Here is a 22092-nt window from a genome sequence, read left to right as displayed (position 1 = left end):
GTTGATCGTGTCTCCCAAGGCATGGATCTGCTTCAGTAACTGAGCAATCGTCCGGCTGCTCACGCCAGGATTGCAAGCTGGCGGCGGTTCAAAGCCACTGATTTCGTGTGGTTTTCCCCCTGAAAATTAAGTTTGCCAATTCTTGCCAACATAATTGTCGACAAAATAGTTGACATTAGCGCCAACAACTTCAAATCTAGCGTCGTCAGCCTCCAGCGATCGAAGGATCGTGGACCGACCGGATCGGGACGGCGACGAATGGGAAAAACAGAGGGAACCACATGAAACTGAGAAAGCATCTCCTTGCGGGGTTGGCATTCGCCTTTCTCGCCTCGACGGCACAGGCCGAAACGCTGCGCTGGGGCAGCCCGCGGGATATCTTCTCGCTTGATCCGTATTCCTACGGCAGCACATCGAACCTCGCCTTCCTCAACCACGTCTATGAAGGCTTGACCCGCTACACGCCCGAGTTCGTCGTCGAGCCGGCACTTGCCACCAAGTGGGAGCTGGTTTCCGAAAAGGTCTGGCGCTTCCATCTGCGCAAGGGCGTAAAATTCCAGAACGGTGCTGATTTCACCGCCGATGACGTCGTCGCCTCGATGGCCCGCGTCAGCCACCCGACCTCGCCGCTGCGCGGCAACATCCCGGCTTATGTCTCGACCACGAAGGTGGACGATTACACCGTCGATATCGAAGTGAACTCGCCGAGCCCGCTGTTCCTCAACGACATGACCAACATCTTCATGTTCGACAAGGACTGGCTGATCGAGAACAAGTCCGAACTGCCGACCGATGTCGGCGGCAAGGTCGAAGGCTACACCACCTATCACACCAACGGCACCGGCCCGTTCATCGTTGAATCACGCGTGCCGGACAGCAAGACCGTGCTCGTCAAGAACAACGGCTGGTGGGATACGCCGAAGCACAATCTCGACCGCATCGAATTTACCCCGATCACGTCGGCTGCGACCCGCGTCGCAGCATTGCTCTCGGGCGAGATCGATCTCACCGACGGCGCACCGGTGCAGGACCTGGACCGGCTGAAGAGCGATCCGAACATCAAGGTTGTCGAGCGCTCCGACTTGCGCACGATCCACCTTGTCTTCAACCGCAAGGACAAGCTCAACGACGGCCGCGACAACTTCTTCAACGACATCAAGGTCCGCCAGGCAATCGATCATGCGATCGACCGCCAGCTGATCTTCAAGCGCGTCATGCGCGGCAAGTCGCACGTCGCCGGCACCATGGTTGCGCCTGAGATCCCGGGTTACAGCGCCGAACTCGACGTGCCGACCAGCTATGATCCCGAGCTGTCGAAGAAGCTTCTCGAAGAAGCCGGCGCCGTCGGCACCGAGTTCACGCTCGTCTGCATGAACGACGAGAGCGTCAACGAGGAAGACGTCTGCAGCGCGCTCGTCTCGATGCTGTCGCGTGTCGGCCTGAAGCCGACGCTTGATATCGGCCCGCGCGCCGTTCAGGCTCCCAAGCGCGCCGGCGGAAAGTCCGACGCCTACATGATCGGCTGGGCCAACGAGCCGACGCTCGATGCCTACTCGCTGCTGATCCAGGTGCTTTCGACCCGCGAGGGTGCGGCCGGCGTCGCCAACTACGGCGGCTGGTCCTATCCCGAACTCGACGCCATGGTGAAGAAGGCTGCTGTCGAAATGGATCGCGACAAGCGACTGGCCATCGAGACCGAAGCGCTGAAATTTGCCAAGGATCAGGTCATCATGATCCCGTTGCATCAGCAGCCTATGGCCTGGGCGATGTCCAAGGAAGTGACCGACGTCACCATCCGCGCCGACAACAAGCCGCGCCACTGGCTGACCCGTATCGGCGATTGAGCCCACATTGCCCCGGCAGAGCTTGCTCTGTCGGGGTTTCTCACTGAGCGGGAAACCCAATGATTGTCTTTCTGATCAAGCGGCTGGCCAATGCCGTGCTGGTCATGCTTGCCGTCGCGCTGATGGCCTTCATGATCTTTCGTTTCGCCGGCGACCCGGTCGAACTGATGGCCAATGAACAGATGTCGCAGGCCGATCGTCTCGAACTGCGTGAAAAGCTCGGCCTGAACGATCCGTTCGTCACCCAGTATGTGCGCTTCGTCGTCAATGCGGCACAGGGTGATTTCGGCATCAGCTACCGCAATGGCCAGGACGTGATGACGTTGATCGCCGAGCGCTTCCCGGCAACGATCGAGCTGGCGCTGGTGGCGACAGCCCTGTCACTTCTGATCGGTATTCCACTCGGCGTTCTCACGGCGATCCATCGCGGCCGCTGGTACTCGGAAGGCCTGCAGTTCGTCAGCATCATCGGTGTCTCGCTTCCAAGTTTCGTCGTCGGCATCCTGCTGATCCTCGTCTTTGCCGTCTCGCTTGGTCTGGTGCCGGCCTTCGGCCGCGGCGACGTCGTGCAGATCGGCTGGTGGAGCACGGGTTTGCTGACCGCATCGGGACGCGCTTCCCTGCTGCTGCCGTCCTTTGCACTGGCCCTCTACCAGATCACCCTCGTCATGCGGCTCGTGCGCGCAGAGATGATGGAAGTGTTGCGTTCCGATTTCGTCAAGTTCGCCCGTGCCCGCGGCGTGCCGCGGTGGCGCATCTATTTCCGCCATGCGCTTCGAAACTGTCTGATGCCGGTCGTCACCATGACGGCAATGAATGTCGGCTCGCTGATCGCCTTCGCACTGATCACCGAAACCGTGTTTCAGTGGCCGGGCATGGGCATGCTGTTCATCCAGGCGGTGACCTTCCTCGATATTCCGGTGATGGCAGGTTACCTGTGCATCGTCTCCTTCATCTTCGTCACGCTAAACACGCTGGTCGATATCGCCTATGCGGTCATCGATCCCCGTCTTCGCGATACCACACGCTGAGGCCGCCCCATGACTGACCAGGCTCAGGAAACACCCACGACAGCCAAGCTCGGCCGGCTCGCACGCTGGCGCCAGAGCGATCTCTGGTGGTCCTTCACCCGCAGCCCGTCGGCAATCGCCGGCGCGCTGATCCTCACGATCCTCATCCTTGCTGCGCTTGCAGCACCTTTGATCTCGCCGCAGAACCCGTTCGATCCGGCGCAGCTCGACCTTTGGAACTCGGAACTGCCGCCGATCTGGCAGGCTGATGGCCAGTGGCCGTTCATCCTCGGCACCGACACCCAGGGCCGCGACATGCTGTCGGCCATCCTCTACGGTTCGCGCATCTCGATCCTGATCGGCGTCTGTTCGGTGATCCTGTCGCTGACCGTCGGTCTCAGCCTCGGTCTCGTCGCCGGTTATTTCGGCGGCATCGTCGACAACATCCTGATGCGTATCGGCGACGTGCTGCTGTCGATCCCGACGATCCTGATCGCCATTCTCGTCAGCGCCGTTGCCCGCCAGATGCTGCCGCCCGAACTGCGCGATGTCGGCTCGGCAGCTGTGCTCGTGCTGGCGATCACGCTCAGCGCCTGGGTGCAATATGCCCGCACCGTGCGCGCCCAGACCATCGTCGAGCGCGGCAAGGAATATGTGCAGGCGGCCCGCCTGCTGAAGACGCCGGCGCGCCGCATCATGCTCAACCATATCCTGCCCAACACGCTGACGCCGATCATGGTTGCCGCCACGCTGAACTTCGGCATGGCGATCCTGACGGAAGCGACGCTCTCCTTCCTCGGTATCGGCATGCCGCCGAGCCAGCCGAGCCTTGGAACGCTGATCCGGCTGGGCAACCAGTTCCTGTTCTCCGGCGTCTGGTGGGTCGTGCTCTTCCCGGTCTTGCAGCTTTGCCTTCTCGTCGTCTCCGTCAACCTTCTGGGCGACTGGCTGCGCGACGCTCTCAATCCGAAACTGAGGTGAATGATGTCCAATCTTCTGATCCGTAACGTCCGTCCCAACGGCGGCACACCGACGGATATCCTGATCCGCAACGGCAAGATTGAAGCGATCGGCCAAAACCTTCAGGCCGAGGGCGTGGCGGTCGAGGATGGCCTTGGCCACATCGCCATTCCCGGCCTGGTCGAGGCTCACACGCATCTCGACAAGTCCGTCTGGGGCATGCCCTGGCACGAAAACGCCAAGGTGGCGACGCTGCGCGAACGCATCGATTTCGAACGCGAGAAGCGGCTTGAGATCGGCATCGATCCGCATCGTCAGTCCATGCGCCAGGCGATCCAGCTCGCGGCAAACGGCGCCAGCCATATCCGCAGCCATGTGGATATCGATACCACCCACGGCCTGGCGCTGATGGAAGGCATCATCGAAACGCGCGAGGCGCTCGACGGCGTCATCGACATCGAGATCGTCGCCTTCCCGCAATCCGGTCTGGTGACGCGCCCCGGCACTGTGGAGCTTCTCGACAAGGCTCTGAGCAATGGCGCGGAAGTCCTTGGTGGTATTGACCCTTGTGGCATCGACCGTGACCCGAAGGGGCATCTGGATGCGGTCTTCGGCCTTGCCGAGAAACACGGCAAGCCGATCGATATCCACCTGCACGAAGCCGGCGAGCTCGGCGCCTTCAGCATGGAAATGATGTTCGAGCGCATCCGCGCGCTCGGCATGCATGGCAAGGTGGCGATCAGCCACGCCTTTGCACTCGGCGCTCCGGACTATCTGCGTGTCGCTGGCCTGATCGAACAGATCGCCGAGCTCGACGTGCGCATTGTCACGACCGGTTCGCCGTCCTCGACGGTCCCGTCGATCATGCGCCTCAAGGACGCTGGCGTGAAGGTCGCGGCCGGTTGCGATGGCATTCGCGACACCTGGGGCCCGTGGGGCCAGCCCGACATGATGGACCGCGCACGCATTCTCGGCATGAAGAACGGCCTGCGGCGCGACGTCGATCTGGAGCATGCGCTTTACGTCTGCTCGACCGGCGGTGCCGATGTCATGGACATCGCCGGCTACGGCCTCGACGTCGGTTGCGACGCCGACTTCACCCTGCTTGCCGGCGAAACGCTCGCCCATGCCGTTGTCGAAGTTGCGCCGCGTCCGCTTGTGGTCAAGCGCGGCCGCGTCATCGCCCGCAATGGCGTCGCGGAGGTCGCCATCCCATGATCGATCTCAAGGATTTGAAACTCGGCGCGCGCGCCGACGGCCGCACGCTTCTGACGGCGCAATGGGTGCTCGGTCATCGTGACGGCAGCCATCGCCTGATCCCGAACGGCGAGGTCGTTATCGAAGGCGGAAGCCTCACCTATGTCGGCCCGCGGTTCGAAGGCGAAGTCGCCCGCCGGATCGATTTTGGGGCTGCGATGATCAGCCCCGGCCTGATCGATCTCGATGCCCTGTCCGACCTCGACACCACCATCCTTGCGGTCGACCATCAGCCCGGTTGGGCCAAGGGCCGCGTGTGGCCGCGCTCCTATGTCGAGCGTGGTCCCTATGAGATGTACAGCCAGGAGGAGCTGGCGTTCCAGAAGCGCTTCTCCTTCGCCCAGCTGCTGCTGAACGGCATCACGACGGCCGCACCGATCGCATCGCTGTTCTACCGCGAATGGGGCGAGACGGTGGAAGAGTTCGCCGCCGCCTCGGACGCCGCCGGCGATCTCGGCCTTCGCGTCTATCTGAGCCCGGCCTACCGCTCGGGCGGCATGGTTCTGGAGGCCCCTGGGCAGCTCGACGCCGTCTTCGACGAGGCGAGGGGGCTGCAGGGCCTCAACGACGCCATCGGCTTCATCCGCGATCACGACGGCCGCCATGGCGGCCTGGTGCGCGCGCTTCTGGCGCCCGATAGGGTCGAGACCTGCACGGAGACGCTCTTGAGGCGAACGGCGGACGCCGCGCGCGATCTCGACTGCTCGATCCGGCTTCACTCCGCGCAAGGCACGATGGAGGTCGATACCGTTCGTCGTCTTCACGGCAAGACGGCGCCCGAGTGGATGGCGAGCCTTGGCTTCCTGAGCTCGCGGCTGATCGCGCCGCATGCCACGCAGGCAACGGCCACCGATCTCACGCTTTATGCCGACAACGGCGTCAGCATCGTGCATTGCCCGATGGTGTCGGCCCGCGGCGGAAGCACGCTCAACTCCTTCCGCTCCGTCAAGGAGCGCGGCATCAACATTGCCATGGGCACCGATACGACGCCGCCCGATATGTTGATGAACCTGCTCATCGGTCTCATCACCTGCCGCGTCGTCGAGGGCGACACGGCCGCAGTCAGCTGCGCCGATCTCTTCGATGCCGCCACGCTCGGTGGCGCGAAGGCCCTGGGACGCAGCGATCTCGGGCGCCTCGAAGCGGGTGCCCGCGCCGATATCGCCGTCTTCGATCTGATGGATCATCATATGGCGCCAGCGATCGACCCGATCACCACACTGGTGGTTGGCGGTTCGGGGCGGGTGACCAAGACGGTCTTCGTCGACGGCCGCCTCTCGATGCATGAAGGCAAGGTGGCCGGTTTCGACATGGATGCGGCCCGCCACCAGGCACAGCAGCAATTTGACAGGCTGATTGCGAAATACCCGGAGCGCAGCTGGGCGCATCCGCCCGTCAGCGAAATCTTCCCACCCAGCTATCCCCTGGAGGTTCTGCCGCATGAGTGAACCCAAAACTTCGCCGGTCCTAGACGTGCGCGGACTTTGCGTCGAGTTCCCCGGACGGCACGGAACCGTGGCAGCCCTTTCCGACGTCTCGCTCAGCATTCGCCCAGGCGAGATCCTCGGCGTGGTCGGCGAATCCGGCGCGGGCAAGTCGATGACCGGTCTTGCCGTCCAGGGCCTGCTCGAACCGCCGGGACGGATTTCCGGCGGCGAGGTCTGGCTCTCCGGCCGCCGCATCGACCAGCTGTCGGACAAGGACATGCAGAGCGTGCGTGGCCGTCAGATCGGCGCGATCTTCCAGGATCCGCTGACGTCGCTGAACCCGCTCTTTACCGTCGGCGCACAATTGGTCGAGACGATCCGTCTTCACCTGAAGCTGTCGAAGCAGGGGGCGAAGGATCGCGCGATCCACCTGCTGAAGGAGGTCGGCATCCCGGCACCGGAGGCCCGCTTCGATCACTATCCGCACCAGTTCTCGGGCGGGATGCGCCAGCGCGTGGTCATTGCTCTTGCACTCGCGGCAGAGCCGAAGCTGATCATCGCCGATGAGCCGACCACGGCGCTCGACGTCTCGATCCAGGCGCAGATCACCTCCTTGCTCCGTCGCCTCTGCGATGATCACGGCACGTCGGTCATGCTCGTGACCCACGACATGGGCGTCATTGCCGAGACCGCCGACCGTGTTGCGGTGATGTATGCGGGCCGCCTGGTCGAGATCGGCCCGGTGGAGGAAGTGCTGCGCAATGCGCGCCATCCCTATACCCGCGGGCTGATGGGATCGATCCCGGCGCTCGGCCGGCGCGTCGAGCGGCTGAACCAGATCGACGGCTCAATGCCACGTCTCAACGCCATCCCGCGCGGATGCGCCTTCAATCCGCGTTGTCCCGAAGCGGGGCGGCGTTGCCGTGAAGATCGCCCGGAACCGACCCCGGTCGGCCACGGCGTCAGTGCTTGCTGGCTCAATGCAGGAGGAGTTCTATGAGTGACGCCCTGACCGTCAATGATCTGACGTGCAATTTCGATGTGTCAGCCCCGTGGCTGAACCGGGTACTGGAGCGCAAGCCGCGCCAGTTTGTACGGGCGGTGGACGACATCAGCTTCACCGTGCCGATGGGCGGTTGCCTGAGTCTCGTCGGAGAATCCGGCTGCGGCAAGTCGACGGTGGCTCGTCTTGTCACCGGCCTCTACCGCGCTTCCGAGGGCGAGGTTCGTTTTGCGCCAGGCCGCTCGGGTGAACCACTCTCGGCCCAGATGATCTTCCAGGATCCCTTCGCCAGCCTCAATCCGCGCTGGCGGGTGAAGAACATCATCGCCGAGCCGCTTCGCGAACTGAAGCTGCGCAATTCGGACGCCGAGGTGATGGAACGCGTTGGCGAGCTGCTGCGGATCGTCGGCCTTGCGCCGTCGGACGGATCGAAGTTCCCGCACGAGTTTTCCGGCGGCCAGCGCCAGCGCATCTCGATTGCACGCGCGCTTGCCGGAGAGCCGGAGTTCCTCGTCTGCGACGAGCCGACTTCGGCGCTCGACGTCTCGGTGCAGGCGCAGATCCTCAACCTGATGCGCAAGCTGCAGGACGAGATGGGGCTCACCTACCTTTTCATCAGCCACGACATGAGCGTGGTCCGTCATATGTCGGACCGGATCGCGGTGATGTATCTCGGCCGTATCGTCGAGGAAGCGGACACCGAGACGCTGTTTGCCAATCCGCGGCATCCCTACACGCGGCTGCTGCTGGAAACGATCCCTGACATCGCTGAGCCGAAGCGCCAGCGCAGCATTACGGCAAGCGAAGTGCCGAGCCCGCTCAACCCGCCGTCGGGCTGCACCTTCCATCCGCGTTGTCCGCTCGCCGACGCCCGCTGCAAGAGCGAGCGCCCGGCGATGCGAAGCTTTGCCGACGGCTCGCGCGCAGCATGCCACCGCGTCGAGGAAGCTGCTGCTGCAACGACAAAGGCGACGCAGGCCGCTTAAGCCGACCGCCATAGACAGAACGAGAAAAGCTCCGGAGGGATTTTCCTCCGGAGCTTTTTGTTTTCAGAGGTTTGCTGTCGTTTGTTAAGCGACAGCATCCACAGGGCGGGCGACTACGGCTGACTTGACCCGTGGGTAATCATAGGCGCCGACCTTCGAGGTGGAATAGCCGGCCCCAACCAGGGCTTCGGCGAGCTTGACGGCAGCGGTGACGCCATCGATCACCGGCATGCCGGTTCTCGCCTTCAGCCGGTCGCACAGTTCGGACATGCCGGCGCAGCCGAGAATGATCGCCTCGGCGCCATCCTCCTGCTTGGCGCGCAGGATTTCGCGCACCAGCATCTCTTCCGTGTGGGCCAGATCTTCCTCCAGCGCCAGCACCGGCATATCGACCGAACGCACCTTGCGGCATCGATGACCGGCGCCATAGGCGTCGACCAGGTCCTCTATGATCGGCACGGAGCGCGGCAGGGTGGTGATGATGGAAAAGCGTGTGGCGATGTTCATTGCCACCTGGATGGCGGCCTGGCAGATGCCGATGACCGGTCCGCGGGCGATTTCACGGGCAGCACCAAGGCCGGGATCGTCGAAGCAGGCAATGACATAGGCATCGACGCCACGGGCCTCGCCAGCGCGGATCTCGGCGAGCATCGCCGGCACCGCCATGGCCTCGTCCGCATGGCCTTCGATACTGGCTGGGCTCGTGGTCGGATTGACGGACTCGACCCGGGTGGTGGCGGCTACCACGCGCTCGGCACTGCGGTGCGCCTGTTCGGTCATCGAGGCGGTGGAGTTCGGATTGACGAGAAGGATGCGCATGGATCAGGCCGTTTTCGCTTTGAGGGCGGTAAAGGAAGCGATGTCGGGTGCCCGCATCTCGAACTGTCGGTCGGAGGTGATGTAGTTGTTGGCGTGAAGCCGCGCGATCGGCTGGTAGCTCGACGGGTCGACATAGTGGCCCTTGTCGTCAAGGCAGTCCTTGCGCACATGCATGTGCACGACTTCGCCCAGCACGATGACCCGGCGGTCGTATTCGATCAGCTGTTCGACGCGGCATTCCATCGAGCAGGGCGATTCGACGATGCGGCGGGCGCCAACCTTGACGCCGTCGGCCGCGGTCAGCCCTGCCATCTCCACTTCGTCGACGTCCGGTTCGAAGGGGAGGCCGCAGACGAGCATCTGGTCGGAGATTGCCATGTCCACCATGTTGACGACGAACTCGTTGGTGCGGCGGATGTTGCTGACCGTATCCTTCTCCACGCCATCGGGGCGTGTCTGGATGCCGAGGATCACGATCGGCGGATCGTGCGAGAAGACGTTGAAGAAGCTCATCGGCGCGGCATTGTCCTGACCGTTCGGCGAGAGCGTCGAGACGAGGGCGATCGGCCGCGGACCGATGAAATTCGTCAGCAGCCGGTAGCGGTCCTGGGCGGGCAGTTGGGTGAAGTCGAAGTCCATCAGTGAGCTCTCGGGGTCAGGCGCGGTCGGTTGTCATACCGGTCGATGGCCGTTGTTTAAGTGGTTGCCACAGCATATCAAGTCACGGTACACAATATTGTCTACAATTTTGTAGTCAATATCAAACTGCAGTGAGTGGAATTGACTTTGAACGCTGGCCGGCCAGAGTACGCGAACGGCTAAGGGAGATTTCATGTACAATGCGGACGAAACCGCCGGAGCGCCGACGGCTATCATTTGTGAGAAGATCTGGCTCGCCATCGCCGAGCGGCGGTTGCGCCCCGGCACGCGGCTCAAGGAGGAGCAGCTTGCCGAGATTTTCTCTGTCAGTCGAGCCCGTATCCGCCAGGCGCTGACCGCGCTCGAACGCGATGGCCTGGTGACGATCATGCCCAACCGGGGCGCTTTCGTGTCGGAGCCATCGGTGGACGAGGCACGCGACGTCTTTGTTACCAGAAGAGCGATCGAGCAGCGCGTGGTCGAGCGTCTTTGCGAGCGTGCCTCGGTTGAGGACATCGAGCGCATGCGCTCGCATATCGATGAAGAACGGGTTGCGGGCAGGGCAGGCGATCTCTCTGCAATCGTTCGCCTTTCCGGGGGATTTCACCTGCTTCTGGCAGAACTTTCCGGCTCCGCCTTCCTGTTCGGCATCCTGCGTGACCTGGTTTCGCGCACGTCGCTGATCACTGCGATGTACCGCTCGAACCACCTGCACAATTGCGGGCCGGACGAGCATATGGCGGTCGTCGACCGCATCGCGGCGCGGGATGTGGATGCCGCGATCCGCGAGATGGCCGAACATCTGCACCACGTCGAGGCGGAACTGGATCTCGATGAGGAGAAGGATCAGCCGCGCGATCTGCGCGCAGCCCTGCTTTGACAAACCACTGGCAATGAACCCAACCGCGCCGCTCTTGTGAGGAGGCGGTGCCCGCTTGAGAACTGAAGGACGGAAATGACTGGTCGTAACTACTATGCGCCCCATGGCGGCGCTCCGGCACAAACGCAACTCCTGACCGACCGTGCGGTCTTCACCGAAGCCTATGCGGTGATTCCAAAGGGGACGATGATGGACATCGTCACCAGCTATCTGCCGTTCTGGGACAAGACCCGCCTGTGGATATTGTCGCGTCCGTTGTCCGGTTTTGCTGAAACATTTTCGCAGTACATCATGGAAATCGCTCCTGGCGGCGGCAGCGACCGGCCGGAACTCGACGAGGGCGCCGAGGGCGCGCTGTTCGTCGTCGAGGGCGAACTGACCGTTACGCTCGACGGCAAGGAACACCGCATGCTGCCGGGCGGCTTCGCCTTCATCCCGCCGGCCAGCAACTGGGCGGCGCATAACAGAAGTGAAGCGCCCGTTCGCTTCCATTGGGTCCGCAAGGCCTACGAATATGTCGATGGGCTTCCCGCGCCTGAAGCCTTCTTCACCAACGAGGCCGATATCACGCCCAATCCCATGCCCGGCACCGAAGGGAAATGGGCGACGACGCGCTTCGTCGATCCGACGGATCTTCGCCATGACATGCACATGACGATCGTCACCTTCGAGCCAGGCGCGATTATTCCCTTTGCCGAAACCCACGTCATGGAGCATGGCCTCTACGTGCTTGAAGGCAAAGCGGTCTATCGCCTCAATCAGGACTGGGTGGAAGTCGAGGCTGGTGACTACATGTGGCTTCGCGCCTTTTGCCCGCAGGCCTGCTACGCCGGCGGCCCCGGCAAGTTCCGCTACCTGCTCTACAAGGACGTCAATCGTCACATGAAGCTGCGCGCGCGCTAAGATCCGCGACGAAATGCATACGGAAACAGCGCCTCGCAAGCAGGCGCTGCTTCTTTTTAATCAATGGGATGCGCTCATATGTTGACAGGCGGCATTAAGAGCAGCGAAGTCAATCAACCAATTGCGGGTTGGTGGGGCGCAGGCTCTTTGGCCTGATCAGGCGCAGCGAACCACCGGCGGCGTCCTTCTCCAGTTCCAGCACGCGGGTGAAGAAGCCGTTTGCACGCTCCTTGCGGCCGATGTTGACGATTGCCGCCTTGCCGATTTCCTGGTCGAGGAAGGTCATGACCTTGCGATAGCTGTCGTCCTCCAGCGTATCCAGGGCCTCGTCGATAATCAGCCATCGTGGCTTGTGCAGTCCCAGGCGCGCGATCGCCAGCAGGCGCATTTCCACTTCGCTCAGATTGAGCTTCTTGCGCATGTCCTGATCGAGGCGGTCGGCAAGGCGGCCAAGACCGACCTTGGAGAGCACGCCGCTAAGTTCGCCGTTCCTGAAGCTGTCGGGCGTCTTGGGATAGGCGAGCACCTCTTCAAGCGTGCCTGGGGCAAAATAGGGCGAGCGTGGAACGAAGACCAGGCCGTCATCGATCGGCAGCGCGATGCGTCCGTGCCCAAAGGGCCATAGGCCGGCAATGGCGCGGAAGAACGGCGCCTTTTCCACTTCCGGCGCGCCGGTGACGAGAACCCGCTCGCCGGGATTGATCGTGACGTTCGGCTCGGAAAGCTTGATGCAGCCGGCAGCCGAGACGATTTCGATGTGGTCGAACGTCATCTGCGGGCCGTCTGAGGTGACGAACTCGATGCGCTTGTCGCCTTCATGCCGGTCGTCGACGACGAGCAGCGCTGAGCGGAAGGCGGCGACGCGCATCAACGTAGCGCGCCAGTCGGCAATGGCGCCGATGTTGTCGACAAACCAGCGCAGCGACGCGTGCACCTGGTTGAAGGCGCCCACGGCCATCATCAGGCCGCCGAAGCTGAGGTCGCCGGCAAAATAGACGGGCGAGGCGATGACGATTGGTGCGACAACGGTGATCCAGCCATAGCCGGCCGTCACCCAGGTCAATCGCGTGACGGCAAGCAGCAGGCTTTGGCTGATCTCGAGAACCGAAGCCAGATCCGCCTGCAACCGGCGTTTTTCGTTTGCCTCGCCCGATGAAAGCGAGACGGCCTCGATATGTTCGTTGATGCGCATCAACGAGAAGCGCAGCGACGCCTCGCGGGCGTAGTGTTCGCCGTTAAGCTTCACCAATGGACGCCCGACAAGCCAGCTCAGCCACGATGCCGTACCGGCGTAGAGAATGGCTGCCCAGACCATGTAGCCGGGGATGTTGATGGCCATGCCCGAGATATGAAAGACGAACCCGTCCGACAGCGACCAGAGCACGCCGATGAAGCCGGCGAGCAGGATGCCGGATTGGATCAGGCCGATCGTCAGCCCTGCCGAGAGGTCGGAGAGGTGGCGGGCATCCTCGTGGATGCGCTGGTCGGGGTTGATGCCGATGGCACCGGCATTGGCCAAGCGGAACGCACGCGCCGGCTTCATCCATTCGTTGATGAGGTCGAGTGTAAGGCCTTCCCGCAGCTTTAGCCGGACAAGCTGGCCAAGCCAGGTCTGCAGAACATTGAGGACGAGCAGTGCCCCGGCGATCTGGGCGAAAATCACGAGCTGGTGCAGGAAAGCCTGCAGGTCACGCCGTTCCAGCGTGTCGTAGAAGGGCTTGTACCAGCGATTGAGGATGATCTGGCCGAAGGCGGTGGTGACGATGACGGCCAGGATGCCAAGGGCGAGCCAGATGATCCTGTTTCGGAGTGGCGAAGCCATGAAGGCTGCATGCATCATCCGCAACTGGGCGCTAAGGGGTTGTTCGTCGTTGGCCTCTACCCGACCATTGTTCTTGTCATTCTTAGGCTTCGGCATCGATGCGAATCTCTCCGTCACGATCTCCACGGGGCAAATATAGCCTGCCGAGCCCGGTCTCCCTAGCGCCGATTGTCGTTATGCAAATCAGCAGGAGGTAATTTACGGGCACCCTGTTGCCAAGATAACAGCATTCGAACTGCGTATCCCGGTTCGACAGGGCGCTGGATGTCGGCGCAGAGGGCGCACCAAAAGGCGCGAAATTGATTGTATCCTGATCCAGAGAGTTCATAGTTCCGATGGACGAGACAGGGAGCGCATCCACGGGAGGAACGTGCATGTCCAGCAATCTCGACCAGATTCGTGAGCAGCAGAAAGATATCTGGGACCGGTTCTCGACCGGTTGGAAGAAGTGGGATGCGTTGGTTCTGAGCTGGCTCGCTCCGTTCGGCGACGCAATGATCCACAAGGTCAAGCTTCGGGATGGCGACCATGTCCTTGATGTCGCGGCCGGAACAGGTGAACCCGGGCTAACCGCTGCCGCCCTGATCCCGAATGGACGCGTCACGGTAACGGACCTTTCCGAGCGCATGCTCGACGTGGCTGCCGGAAATGCCCGACATCGCGGCCTTAGCAATTTCACGACCGAGATATGCGACGCCAGCGCCCTGCCGTTTGCTGACAACTCTTTCGACGCCGTATTGTGCCGGTTCGGGTTCATGTTCTTCCCGGATGTCGGGGCGGCGGCACGCCAGTTCGCCCGGGTGGCGAAGCCCGGCGCGCGCATTTGTACGGCCGTTTGGAGCGCGCCTGAAAAGAACCCCTGGGCGACAACAATCATGGCGACGATTGCGCGGCACGTGACACTGCCGGCGCCGATGCCCGGAGCACCCGGTCTTTTTCGCTGTGCCGCCGGAGGTATGATGGCGGCGGCCTTTGCCGATGCCGGTCTGCTGGATGTCGACGAACAGGAAATATCGACGACGATGGTGCATGAGACGCCGGAACGCTACTGGACCTTCATGACCGAAATTGCAGCGCCCGTGGTCGCTGGGCTGGCTCAAGCCGACGCCGCGACGCGTGAGACGATCAAAAATGAGGTTCTTGATCTGGCCCGGCAGTCCATGCGCGCCAACAAGGTCGAGCTACGTTCTACCGCAACGATTGTCACAGGAACACGGAACTAAGGCGCGCCCCGCCGTTCCCGGAATGAAGATCCGCAGCGTGGGAGGACCGAATGGGTGCAGCTCCGACAGAACACGAACTCTTCGAAGAAGACACGCTTGATCCACAAGATTGGGGTGAACTGCGGGCATTGTCACATCGGATCGTCGATGACGCCATCGATTATGTCAGCGGCGTTCGCGACCGTCGTGTCTGGCAGGAAATGCCGGAGGAGGTGCGCGCATCGTTTGCCACAGCGCTGCCACTGGCGCCGACGCCGACCGAAGACGTCTACCGCGAGGTGGCCACGAACATCCTTGGCTATCCGATGGGCAATATCCATCCGCGTTTCTGGTCCTGGTACATGGGATCAAGCAATTTCACCGGCGCGCTCGGCGACTTCCTTGCAGCCATTCAAGGCTCCAACCTCGGTGGCGGCAACCATGCGGCCGCGCTCGTGGACCAGCAGGTCGTCGATTGGTGCAAGCAGATGCTGGGTTTTCCAGCCTCGGCGAGCGGCACGCTGGTCAGCGGCGGATCGGTCGCCAATATCATTGGCCTTGCTGTCGCCCGCAATGCTAAAGCCGGCGTCGATGTCCGGGAGTTGGGAGTCGCGGCAATCGAGCAGCCATTGCGCTATTACGGTTCCGACCAGATGCACAGCTGTCATCGCAAGGGGGTGGAGACGCTTGGCCTCGGAAACCAGGCTCTCCGGCGCATTCCGACCGATGCCGAACTGCGTATCGATGTGGATGCGCTCAGGCGTGCGATAAGAGAGGATCGCGCGGCCGGGTTCAAGCCTGCCTGCGTGATTGCGACAGCCGGCACGGTCAACACTGGCGCCATCGACGATTTGCAGGCACTCGCCTCCGTCGCGGCAGCGGAGGACCTCTGGCTGCACGTCGATGGCTGCATCGGCGCTCTGATCGCCATTGCGCCTGAAAACCGTTATCGCGTCGCCGGGATCGAGAAGGCCAATTCGGTGGCGCTCGATCCACACAAGTGGCTGCACGCGCCATTCGAGGCTGGCTGCGTGCTGGTGCAGGATGCCGGAGCCCATCGCGGGACCTTCGCGGTGACGCCGGAATATCTGGTCGCAACCGCGCGCGGTCTGGCATCAGCGCCTTGGCTCTATGACTATGGCCTGCAGACGACACGCGGCTTCAGGGCTTTGAAAATCTGGATGGCGGTGAAGGAGCACGGCATTGGCAAGTTCGGCCGGCTCGTCGACCAAAACATAGCCCAGGGACGGTATCTTAGCGACTTGATCGAGGTGGAGCCTTCACTGGAACTGGTCGCGCCGACCAACATCAACATCGTCTGCTTCCGTTACCGTTGCGAGGGCAAACACGCCGACGAACTGAAGGCGCTCAATACCGAGATCATGTTGCGCCTGCAGGACGAGGGGACGGCAGTTCTCTCCGACACCACGGTGCACGGCGAGCATTGTCTGCGGGTCGCGATCAACAATCACCGCACCAAACGTCGTGACTTGAAACTGCTCGTAGAAGAGGTCGTCAGGCTCGGTCGGGAAATCGTGCGGACGGATACGGCGGCCTGATCGGCTGCGCAAAAGGCGAGTATGATGCCCGTCATCACGGTGTTAGCGGCGGTCCACCTGGCATGACGATGCGGTCCGAGTTGCCGTCAGCAAGAAGGCGAAGCATTTCCGACACCGCGGCTTCCCGTTGCGGATCGCGGCCGGCGGCATAGGCAAGCGGAAGGTCGACAGGAATGTCCGGGGTTATCCCGTTTCCTTCCAGCCGGACATCGTCGTCGATCACTGCATCCGAAACGGCAATTTCCAGCAGGCTGTCATCGGGCAGAATGTAGGCGCGGCCCGCCAACAGGGCGCCGGCGGTCCGCTTGCCCACAAGCGGAATGCCATTGATCCGCAATGCATAGGCAAAAAGCTCAAGGCCGCTGCGCGTTCCCTCGTCGATCAACGCAACCACCGGACCGCGCCAGCGAACATTCGCGAGCGTTGCCCGTCCATGCCGCGGGATCAACCGGAACGATGGGGTGTCGCCGACGAAGAGTTCGGCCGCATCGGCAGCACCGCCGCCCCAGCGCCCGCGAAGATCCACGACCACGCCGTCGACACCACTCAGGCGGCCGTCGGAAAGCTCGCTGGCGACGATGTCCAGCCCGTCACGCGTCGACAAGGTCCAGAAACGGACATAGCCGATCTTTCTCCCGCCGTGTTCGCGCACGGCGATACTGTTCTCAATCGCTTTTTCGAACGTCGGCAGCGGCCGCAGCCGCTCGACAGCGACTTTGACATTTGTCGGCGCCACATCGGCCTTGCGGCGTAGGCGAATATCGACCGACTGCCCGACCTTTCCCTGAAAAGAGGCGATCTCACGATAAGGCAAGCCATCGACGGAAAGGATCTCATCGCCCATCACCACTCCAGCCTTTGCGGCCGGTGAACCGTCATAGACATCGCCGACGAACCGCTTGTCGCCTATCATGCGCGTTACCAGGCCGATGCCGGGATAACTGACCTCTCCTTCGGGCGGAAACAACCGCGACAGGTCGTTGCGGATCGCGAAGCGAAAGATGTCGCTTAACTCGAAATAGGCGATCGTGTCCGGTTTGAAGCGGCCGTTGTGTGAGGCCTGCAGGCTCGCAAGTGCTCCGTCGATGGCTGCATCCACGCGTGCGGTCGAGGCGTGTGGAGGCAGTGCCTGCCCCACGTCTTCGATCTCTTTCTTGGCCGTTTCGTTGAAGCGGTCCAGCGCGCTTTCGTCGTGAAACTCGGAGTTCACCAGCGCGATGACGCGGTCGAACACCAGGTTGCCCGATCGTGGTAGCTCGGCCGCTGGTACGCCTGCAGGCATGAGCACCAGCAGCAGCGCAGTTTGCAATAGCCTCAACATCGCGCCATGCATCGCCGATCTTTCGGTTGGTTTCTGCTCATTATCGACCGAAGCACGGCGCAGGCGAGGCGCTGGGGCGCAAAATTGCGTGATCGACAGATGTCGGGCGCGCGACAGGCAATCTCGAGGTTCACCCGCGACGGGTTGTGCTTAGCCGGTGGCCTGAGAACGCGCGCGTCGTTAGGCGGGCAAACACGGTTAGAACCCTGCTTGCCGAAGCTCGCTTGCGAGAAAATCGGTGAAGAGCTTCACTTTGGGCAGAAGCAGGCGGTTGGTGGGGTAGACAGCGAAGATGCTACGCCGGGCCAGCTTGTGCTGTGGCAAGATCCGCAGGAGCTTGCCGTTCCCGAGAAACGGGTTGGCGATAAAGGATGGCAGGACGCCAATGCCGATGCCGGACTGGATCATCTCGCACAGCATCAGGCTGTTGTCGGCCACGAAGCGTGCGGGCACGTCTATGCTCGTGGCGCCATCGGGACCTTCCAGCACCCAGCTGCCGGGTTGGTCGGCGAGGCGGTACGCCAGGCAATGGTGGTTCTTGAGATCGCCGACAACTGTCGGTGTGCCGCTCGCCGAGAGATAGGCGGGGGCTGCGCAGATGAATTGTTCGACGTCTCCCAGCCGCTTGGCGATCAGCGATGAATCCGTGAGCGCTGCGCGCACGCGAATTGAGACGTCGAACCCCTCTGAGACGACGTCAAGGAGGTGATCATCAAGCGTCATGTCAACCTTCAGCTTCGGATGATGCATCATGAAGCGGGCGAGCATCGGCGCCAGAACGGTCAGTCCGAAGGACAATGGTGCATTGATACGAAGCCGGCCATTGATTTCGCCGGCCTCCCCGGACGTCGTGCGCTCCAGGTGGTCGAGCTCATCGAGCAGCCGGCAACATTCCGCGAAGTAGCTGCGCCCGTTTTCCGAGAGGCTCATGCGACGTGTCGTGCGAACGATCAGTACCGTGCCCAGACGGGTCTCCAGCTGTCGGATCTGCTTGCTGATCGACGCATTCGATTGTCCCTGCTCTTCAGCAGCTTTGCTGAAGCTCTGCAACTCGACGACGCGACGGAACGAGCGCATGGCTGCCAGCAGATCCATATTTTCTCCGTTGTAAATTATGTTTTCAGATTATGGCAGATTATTCGCTTCGACGCTACCAATAGGGTGAACTCAGCTTCCCGATACCTGGGCAAGCGAGAAGAAGGAGTTCATCATGTTCGACACCAGAATTATCAACCGCGCTTTGGCCGCCTCCCTCATCGCCGGTCTCCTCGGCAGCGCGGCCATCGCGCAGGAAGTTGGCAAGAGCCCATGGGGCCCGAAGGATGAAATCGGGCGCCTCAACCTGATCACACCGGAATCCCGTGCCGCCATCCTGGCGCGCGTCGGCGGCGGCAGGTCCTACGATCTCGCTGTCGAGTATTTCATCGGCATGCCAAGTTGGGAGGCGGCGGGCGACCCGCCTTACCAGATGTGGATGACCCACACGCCGCACGGCACCGCGGTTTCCGATCCGATGAAAGTCGGGAAGGAAATGAATGACTACGTCAGCTACACCGGCTCGGCCGTGTCGATGTATGCCCATATGGGAACCCATATCGATGCGCTGAACCACTTCGGTCTGAACGGCAAGATCTGGAACGGCTATGCAGCAATCGATCATCTGGGCGACCAGGGCTGGACGGTCACAAGCGCTGAAAAGCTGCCGCCGATTATCGCGCGTGGCGTCATGATCGATGTCGCGGCAGCCAAGGGTATGCAGATGCTGCCGGATAATTACCGGGTGACACGCCAGGACCTGCAGGAGGCGCTCGACAGCCAAGGTGTGAAGCTGCAACAGGGTGACGTGGTTTTGATCCGCACCGGCCGCATGCAATTCTACGAGAACGCCTCCGCCTATATGAGCAATCCTCCGGGGCTGAGCATCGACGCGGCCAGGTTCCTGGTTGAAGTCGGTGGTGCGATGGTGGTGGGCGCCGACAATCTCAGCTTCGAGGCGTTTCCTGCCGAAACGTCGAACAACTACGTTCCTGTGCACACCTATCTGCTCGCACAACAGGGCGCGCCGATCATCGAACTCGTCAACCTGGAAGGGCTGTCGAAAGATCGCGTCTACGAATTCGCCTTTGTCGGCGCCTCGTTGAAGTTCCGCGGGGCCGACGCGGCGCCGATCCGCCCGGTGGCCTTGCCGCTGCGATAGGACCGAATAGCCGGCCACCGGGAGCAATCAATCGAGCAGCCGTGCGGACAGCGTGCGGCGCTCTCTTCGCTTTTCAAGCCGCACGTCGAAGATCTTGATCCTTATGCCGTCCGGCGGGCAGTGCCTCACTGAGGTGCCCGCCTGAGCGACGCCGATAGAAGGCCGGCAGGCTACCCTTGCCCATTTGACGTACCCTTCCAGTGCAGCCGCAAATGCCGCCATGACAACCAGAAGTAGCAATTCGGGGCTTGGCAGGTTTTCGGGCCGAAAGCGGCTGGTGTCAGTTACCGGCGCCTGCCGTGAGAAATCTCTACGATCTTGACGCCGATGGCGGTCTTGGATTCGTTGAAAACGATCTCGCCCCGGCCAATGACCGTGCCGTTGACCTTGAGGTCCACCGGGTCTCCGAAATTGGCGTCGAGATCGATGTGATCGTCGCGATGCAGTTTGGAAAGCTGCGCCACGGTCAATCTCGAACGGCCGAGGACGGCCTCGATGACGAGGGGTATGCCCTGGACGGCATACTCGCCGATTGGCGCGCTCTCTTGCAGGATCGGGGCATGCTCGATTTCCGGCAAGCCATTGTACAACGTTTCGTTCATCATCATGCACCACCCAAAAACACTGGTTTACAAGTCCTTAACGAAAGGGTTGCGCCAGTTCGCCATGACAGGCAATGGCACCGGGGAGGGCAGGACCCGTGCGTCTTATGCGAGCGTTAACGTTCCGTTAACATCCACAGAGCCCGCACCTGAAACGCCTCCTACAGTGTCATTGCGGACCAACTTCCTTCCTGCTTTTCGAACCCGATCGCGCGACGGCCATCCGGCAGCTTGTCACCGAGTCGCACGACATAGACATAACCGCCATAGACCATCAGCCCGCGATCACCGTCGCTGTATACAATCTCGAACTTCGGCGGGCTTGCGGCAACCGTGCCTTTTGAAGGGTCGGCCTCAGACGTGAATTCCACGGCGGGTTCACTCCACGGCAAATTCAGGGGAGGTCCCAGGTAGAATATCGCTGCCATGGCTGAAAGCGCGCAAATGGAAAGTGCTGCCATTTGTGGATTGAATCCAACGGACCCTGTAGTATTCGGCTGAAGCGTCGCGGTGGCCAATATAAATTCCTCCTGTAACTGATGTGGTGACCGGCCAGATCTGGGCACGTGATATTGTTGCGAGGTGGGCGCCTCTCAATTCACGGCACGGCAACAGATTGACCTCGGAAATTCGCTTCATCGCGCGAATCGGAGCTTTTGGCGCTTGCTGCGAAACATTCCATTCCGACTTTCGAAGAACAATGTGATGGCGGCGCTTTCCACATCTTTCGATTGCTCGCTTGATGCGATCACACTCAATGGCTTGCGCTGGCCATCGCATTAGACGGACAATCACACGCGCAAAACGATCGGGTGGAAATGCCGGGCGTAGTGCATGCCCGTAGGGCGCTTGTGGCAAGCTCAGGCTCGGTTCCGACTTCGGCGCGATGCCAGGCAGGTTGAGATTGCTTCGCCGGGTTTACCCGTACCGCCGGAACCATCCACAGCACAGACCGAATGCATCTTAATAAATGAAATAGCATTTTCGTTAATTAACGTGCTCGCTTAATTAACTATTGGGCAGCGACTGGTTCGTATCCCATCAAGGCGCTCAATTGGCCTCTATCAGGCTGCTTAGAGCCTGCTGGCATTCCCCGGTTTGACCGTCGACAAACCGGGGAACGTGATTGCTTCGCGTCAGTCTATGCCGCTTCGAGCTTTTTCTCACAGTGCAGGAGCATACCATAGAGGTCACGCGGTTCGTCGGGATCAGCGAGGAGGTCGAGTTCTGTGAACATACCGTGTCCGGCAATCTGGTCCCGCACGTAGCGGAGGGCGGAGAAGTCCTCGATCGCAAGCTTGAGCGAAACGCAGGCCTCAGGTGTATCATCAGATGATCATCGCCGGGGAACGACGTTCGCCGGATAGTTTGAACCAGTTGCGACAGGATTGTGCAACACGGAATTCCGACACTGTCAGGGACGGTAAGACGATCAGGTGCCGGGTTTGTTTCCGGTTTGTACGTCTGGGATCGCATAATGTATCGACTGTAATGATACCCGCCTTGGCGCGGCTTGGTTGGATGATGCCGCTTGGCCCAGTTGCACTCGGCATCGAATGTGCAAATATCCTAAAGTGGAGGGGTGGAGCCAGTTGCCAGCTCGATGCGCGCCTGGCCTACCGGCCGCTTTCCGTGGGGCTAATCGCGGAGAGGGCTTGAGA

The 22092-nt window shown here is 61.6% G+C and carries 19 protein-coding genes and 1 pseudogene; 12 read left to right on the top strand and 8 right to left on the bottom strand.

Annotation, left to right across the window (positions count from 1 at the left end; translation table 11 throughout):
- Nucleotides 1-281: 281 nt before the first annotated feature.
- Genes AC07UR_RS24825 through AC07UR_RS24795 form a run of 7 tightly spaced genes read left to right on the top strand, consistent with a single transcriptional unit; the run spans nt 282 to nt 8487 of the window.
- A complete protein-coding gene (locus AC07UR_RS24825) occupies nt 282-1844 on the top strand; it encodes an ABC transporter substrate-binding protein (protein ID WP_209792513.1) in 1563 nt (520 codons plus the stop codon).
- A gap of 59 nt (nt 1845-1903) precedes the next feature.
- Nucleotides 1904-2875 carry an ABC transporter permease gene (locus AC07UR_RS24820; RefSeq protein ID WP_209792515.1) on the top strand — a complete coding sequence of 324 codons (972 nt, stop codon included), beginning with the start codon at nt 1904-1906 and terminating at the stop codon, nt 2873-2875.
- Nucleotides 2876-2884: 9 nt separating this feature from the next.
- Nucleotides 2885-3835, top strand: coding sequence for an ABC transporter permease (locus AC07UR_RS24815; protein ID WP_209792517.1), 951 nt, complete (start codon nt 2885-2887; stop codon nt 3833-3835).
- Between the two features lie 3 nt (nt 3836-3838).
- Nucleotides 3839-5032: an amidohydrolase family protein gene (locus tag AC07UR_RS24810; RefSeq protein ID WP_209792518.1), complete on the top strand. Its 1194-nt coding sequence runs from the start codon at nt 3839-3841 to the stop codon at nt 5030-5032.
- Nucleotides 5029-6519: an amidohydrolase family protein gene (locus tag AC07UR_RS24805; RefSeq protein ID WP_209792519.1), complete on the top strand. Its 1491-nt coding sequence runs from the start codon at nt 5029-5031 to the stop codon at nt 6517-6519. Before AC07UR_RS24810 ends, AC07UR_RS24805 begins: the two co-directional genes overlap by 4 nt.
- Nucleotides 6512-7498 carry an ABC transporter ATP-binding protein gene (locus AC07UR_RS24800; protein ID WP_112811596.1) on the top strand — a complete coding sequence of 329 codons (987 nt, stop codon included), beginning with the start codon at nt 6512-6514 and terminating at the stop codon, nt 7496-7498. The genes AC07UR_RS24805 and AC07UR_RS24800 overlap by 8 nt, the downstream gene beginning before the upstream one ends.
- On the top strand, nt 7495-8487 hold the full coding sequence (locus AC07UR_RS24795) for an ABC transporter ATP-binding protein (protein WP_173422138.1): 993 nt from the start codon (nt 7495-7497) through the stop codon (nt 8485-8487). Before AC07UR_RS24800 ends, AC07UR_RS24795 begins: the two co-directional genes overlap by 4 nt.
- A gap of 84 nt (nt 8488-8571) precedes the next feature.
- Here the strand turns inward: AC07UR_RS24795 and AC07UR_RS24790 are convergent, their stop codons facing one another.
- The gene (locus AC07UR_RS24790) at nt 8572-9306 is read right to left on the bottom strand and encodes an aspartate/glutamate racemase family protein (RefSeq protein WP_173422137.1); all 735 of its coding nucleotides are present in this window, start codon (nt 9304-9306) and stop codon (nt 8572-8574) included.
- Nucleotides 9307-9309: 3 nt separating this feature from the next.
- Nucleotides 9310-9945, bottom strand: coding sequence for a flavin reductase family protein (locus AC07UR_RS24785; protein ID WP_173422136.1), 636 nt, complete (start codon nt 9943-9945; stop codon nt 9310-9312).
- 193 nt (nt 9946-10138) lie between these two features.
- Between AC07UR_RS24785 and AC07UR_RS24780 the strand changes: the two genes are divergently transcribed.
- Together AC07UR_RS24780 and AC07UR_RS24775 are read left to right on the top strand one after the other, a co-directional pair.
- The gene (locus AC07UR_RS24780; RefSeq protein WP_173422135.1) at nt 10139-10825 is read left to right on the top strand and encodes a GntR family transcriptional regulator; all 687 of its coding nucleotides are present in this window, start codon (nt 10139-10141) and stop codon (nt 10823-10825) included.
- Between the two features lie 75 nt (nt 10826-10900).
- On the top strand, nt 10901-11728 hold the full coding sequence (locus AC07UR_RS24775) for a bifunctional allantoicase/(S)-ureidoglycine aminohydrolase (RefSeq protein ID WP_173422134.1): 828 nt from the start codon (nt 10901-10903) through the stop codon (nt 11726-11728).
- A gap of 109 nt (nt 11729-11837) precedes the next feature.
- Here the strand turns inward: AC07UR_RS24775 and AC07UR_RS24770 are convergent, their stop codons facing one another.
- Nucleotides 11838-13646: an ABC transporter ATP-binding protein/permease gene (locus AC07UR_RS24770; RefSeq protein WP_173422133.1), complete on the bottom strand. Its 1809-nt coding sequence runs from the start codon at nt 13644-13646 to the stop codon at nt 11838-11840.
- A 278-nt stretch (nt 13647-13924) separates the two neighbouring features.
- On the opposite strand from AC07UR_RS24770, the gene AC07UR_RS24765 reads away from it, so the two are divergent.
- Together AC07UR_RS24765 and AC07UR_RS24760 are read left to right on the top strand one after the other, a co-directional pair.
- Nucleotides 13925-14773, top strand: a complete 849-nt coding sequence (locus AC07UR_RS24765; protein ID WP_173422132.1) for a class I SAM-dependent methyltransferase — start codon at nt 13925-13927, stop codon at nt 14771-14773.
- A gap of 50 nt (nt 14774-14823) precedes the next feature.
- Nucleotides 14824-16311, top strand: coding sequence for a pyridoxal phosphate-dependent decarboxylase family protein (locus AC07UR_RS24760; protein WP_173422131.1), 1488 nt, complete (start codon nt 14824-14826; stop codon nt 16309-16311).
- A gap of 34 nt (nt 16312-16345) precedes the next feature.
- Here the strand turns inward: AC07UR_RS24760 and AC07UR_RS24755 are convergent, their stop codons facing one another.
- The gene (locus AC07UR_RS24755; protein ID WP_173422130.1) at nt 16346-17644 is read right to left on the bottom strand and encodes a S41 family peptidase; all 1299 of its coding nucleotides are present in this window, start codon (nt 17642-17644) and stop codon (nt 16346-16348) included.
- Between the two features lie 186 nt (nt 17645-17830).
- A complete protein-coding gene (locus AC07UR_RS24750) occupies nt 17831-18727 on the bottom strand; it encodes a LysR family transcriptional regulator (protein ID WP_173422129.1) in 897 nt (298 codons plus the stop codon).
- A 115-nt stretch (nt 18728-18842) separates the two neighbouring features.
- Here AC07UR_RS24750 and AC07UR_RS24745 point away from each other — a divergent pair, with 115 nt between their 5' ends.
- Nucleotides 18843-19829, top strand: a complete 987-nt coding sequence (locus tag AC07UR_RS24745; RefSeq protein ID WP_209792526.1) for a cyclase family protein — start codon at nt 18843-18845, stop codon at nt 19827-19829.
- A gap of 284 nt (nt 19830-20113) precedes the next feature.
- On the opposite strand, the gene AC07UR_RS24740 is transcribed toward AC07UR_RS24745, so the two are convergent.
- The 3 genes and pseudogenes from AC07UR_RS24740 to AC07UR_RS24730 all read right to left on the bottom strand — a co-directional run.
- The gene (locus AC07UR_RS24740; protein ID WP_173422128.1) at nt 20114-20431 is read right to left on the bottom strand and encodes a FliM/FliN family flagellar motor switch protein; all 318 of its coding nucleotides are present in this window, start codon (nt 20429-20431) and stop codon (nt 20114-20116) included.
- A gap of 161 nt (nt 20432-20592) precedes the next feature.
- Nucleotides 20593-20802, bottom strand: coding sequence for a hypothetical protein (locus AC07UR_RS24735; RefSeq protein WP_173422127.1), 210 nt, complete (start codon nt 20800-20802; stop codon nt 20593-20595).
- Between the two features lie 770 nt (nt 20803-21572).
- A pseudogene (locus tag AC07UR_RS24730) lies at nt 21573-21737 on the bottom strand (ornithine cyclodeaminase); the annotation flags it as partial.
- Nucleotides 21738-22092 lie beyond the last annotated feature (355 nt).

The sequence above is a fragment of the Ensifer sp. GW821-FHT05G01 genome (assembly GCF_059419585.1).
The sequence above is the reverse complement of the archived record's forward strand: the minus strand, read 5'-3'. Positions and strand labels throughout refer to the sequence as shown.

Excerpts from the sequence above, each read along its gene's own strand:
- AC07UR_RS24825 (WP_209792513.1), top strand. The coding sequence starts at position 282 with ATGAAACTGAGAAAGCATCTCCTTGCGGGGTTGGCATTCGCCTTTCTC.
- AC07UR_RS24820 (WP_209792515.1), top strand. The coding sequence starts at position 1,904 with ATGATTGTCTTTCTGATCAAGCGGCTGGCCAATGCCGTGCTGGTCATG.
- AC07UR_RS24815 (WP_209792517.1), top strand. The coding sequence starts at position 2,885 with ATGACTGACCAGGCTCAGGAAACACCCACGACAGCCAAGCTCGGCCGG.
- AC07UR_RS24810 (WP_209792518.1), top strand. The coding sequence starts at position 3,839 with ATGTCCAATCTTCTGATCCGTAACGTCCGTCCCAACGGCGGCACACCG.
- AC07UR_RS24805 (WP_209792519.1), top strand. The coding sequence starts at position 5,029 with ATGATCGATCTCAAGGATTTGAAACTCGGCGCGCGCGCCGACGGCCGC.
- AC07UR_RS24800 (WP_112811596.1), top strand. The coding sequence starts at position 6,512 with ATGAGTGAACCCAAAACTTCGCCGGTCCTAGACGTGCGCGGACTTTGC.
- AC07UR_RS24795 (WP_173422138.1), top strand. The coding sequence starts at position 7,495 with ATGAGTGACGCCCTGACCGTCAATGATCTGACGTGCAATTTCGATGTG.
- AC07UR_RS24790 (WP_173422137.1), bottom strand. The coding sequence starts at position 9,306 with ATGCGCATCCTTCTCGTCAATCCGAACTCCACCGCCTCGATGACCGAA.
- AC07UR_RS24785 (WP_173422136.1), bottom strand. The coding sequence starts at position 9,945 with ATGGACTTCGACTTCACCCAACTGCCCGCCCAGGACCGCTACCGGCTG.
- AC07UR_RS24780 (WP_173422135.1), top strand. The coding sequence starts at position 10,139 with ATGTACAATGCGGACGAAACCGCCGGAGCGCCGACGGCTATCATTTGT.
- AC07UR_RS24775 (WP_173422134.1), top strand. The coding sequence starts at position 10,901 with ATGACTGGTCGTAACTACTATGCGCCCCATGGCGGCGCTCCGGCACAA.
- AC07UR_RS24770 (WP_173422133.1), bottom strand. The coding sequence starts at position 13,646 with ATGCCGAAGCCTAAGAATGACAAGAACAATGGTCGGGTAGAGGCCAAC.
- AC07UR_RS24765 (WP_173422132.1), top strand. The coding sequence starts at position 13,925 with ATGTCCAGCAATCTCGACCAGATTCGTGAGCAGCAGAAAGATATCTGG.
- AC07UR_RS24760 (WP_173422131.1), top strand. The coding sequence starts at position 14,824 with ATGGGTGCAGCTCCGACAGAACACGAACTCTTCGAAGAAGACACGCTT.
- AC07UR_RS24755 (WP_173422130.1), bottom strand. The coding sequence starts at position 17,644 with ATGCATGGCGCGATGTTGAGGCTATTGCAAACTGCGCTGCTGCTGGTG.
- AC07UR_RS24750 (WP_173422129.1), bottom strand. The coding sequence starts at position 18,727 with ATGGATCTGCTGGCAGCCATGCGCTCGTTCCGTCGCGTCGTCGAGTTG.
- AC07UR_RS24745 (WP_209792526.1), top strand. The coding sequence starts at position 18,843 with ATGTTCGACACCAGAATTATCAACCGCGCTTTGGCCGCCTCCCTCATC.
- AC07UR_RS24740 (WP_173422128.1), bottom strand. The coding sequence starts at position 20,431 with ATGAACGAAACGTTGTACAATGGCTTGCCGGAAATCGAGCATGCCCCG.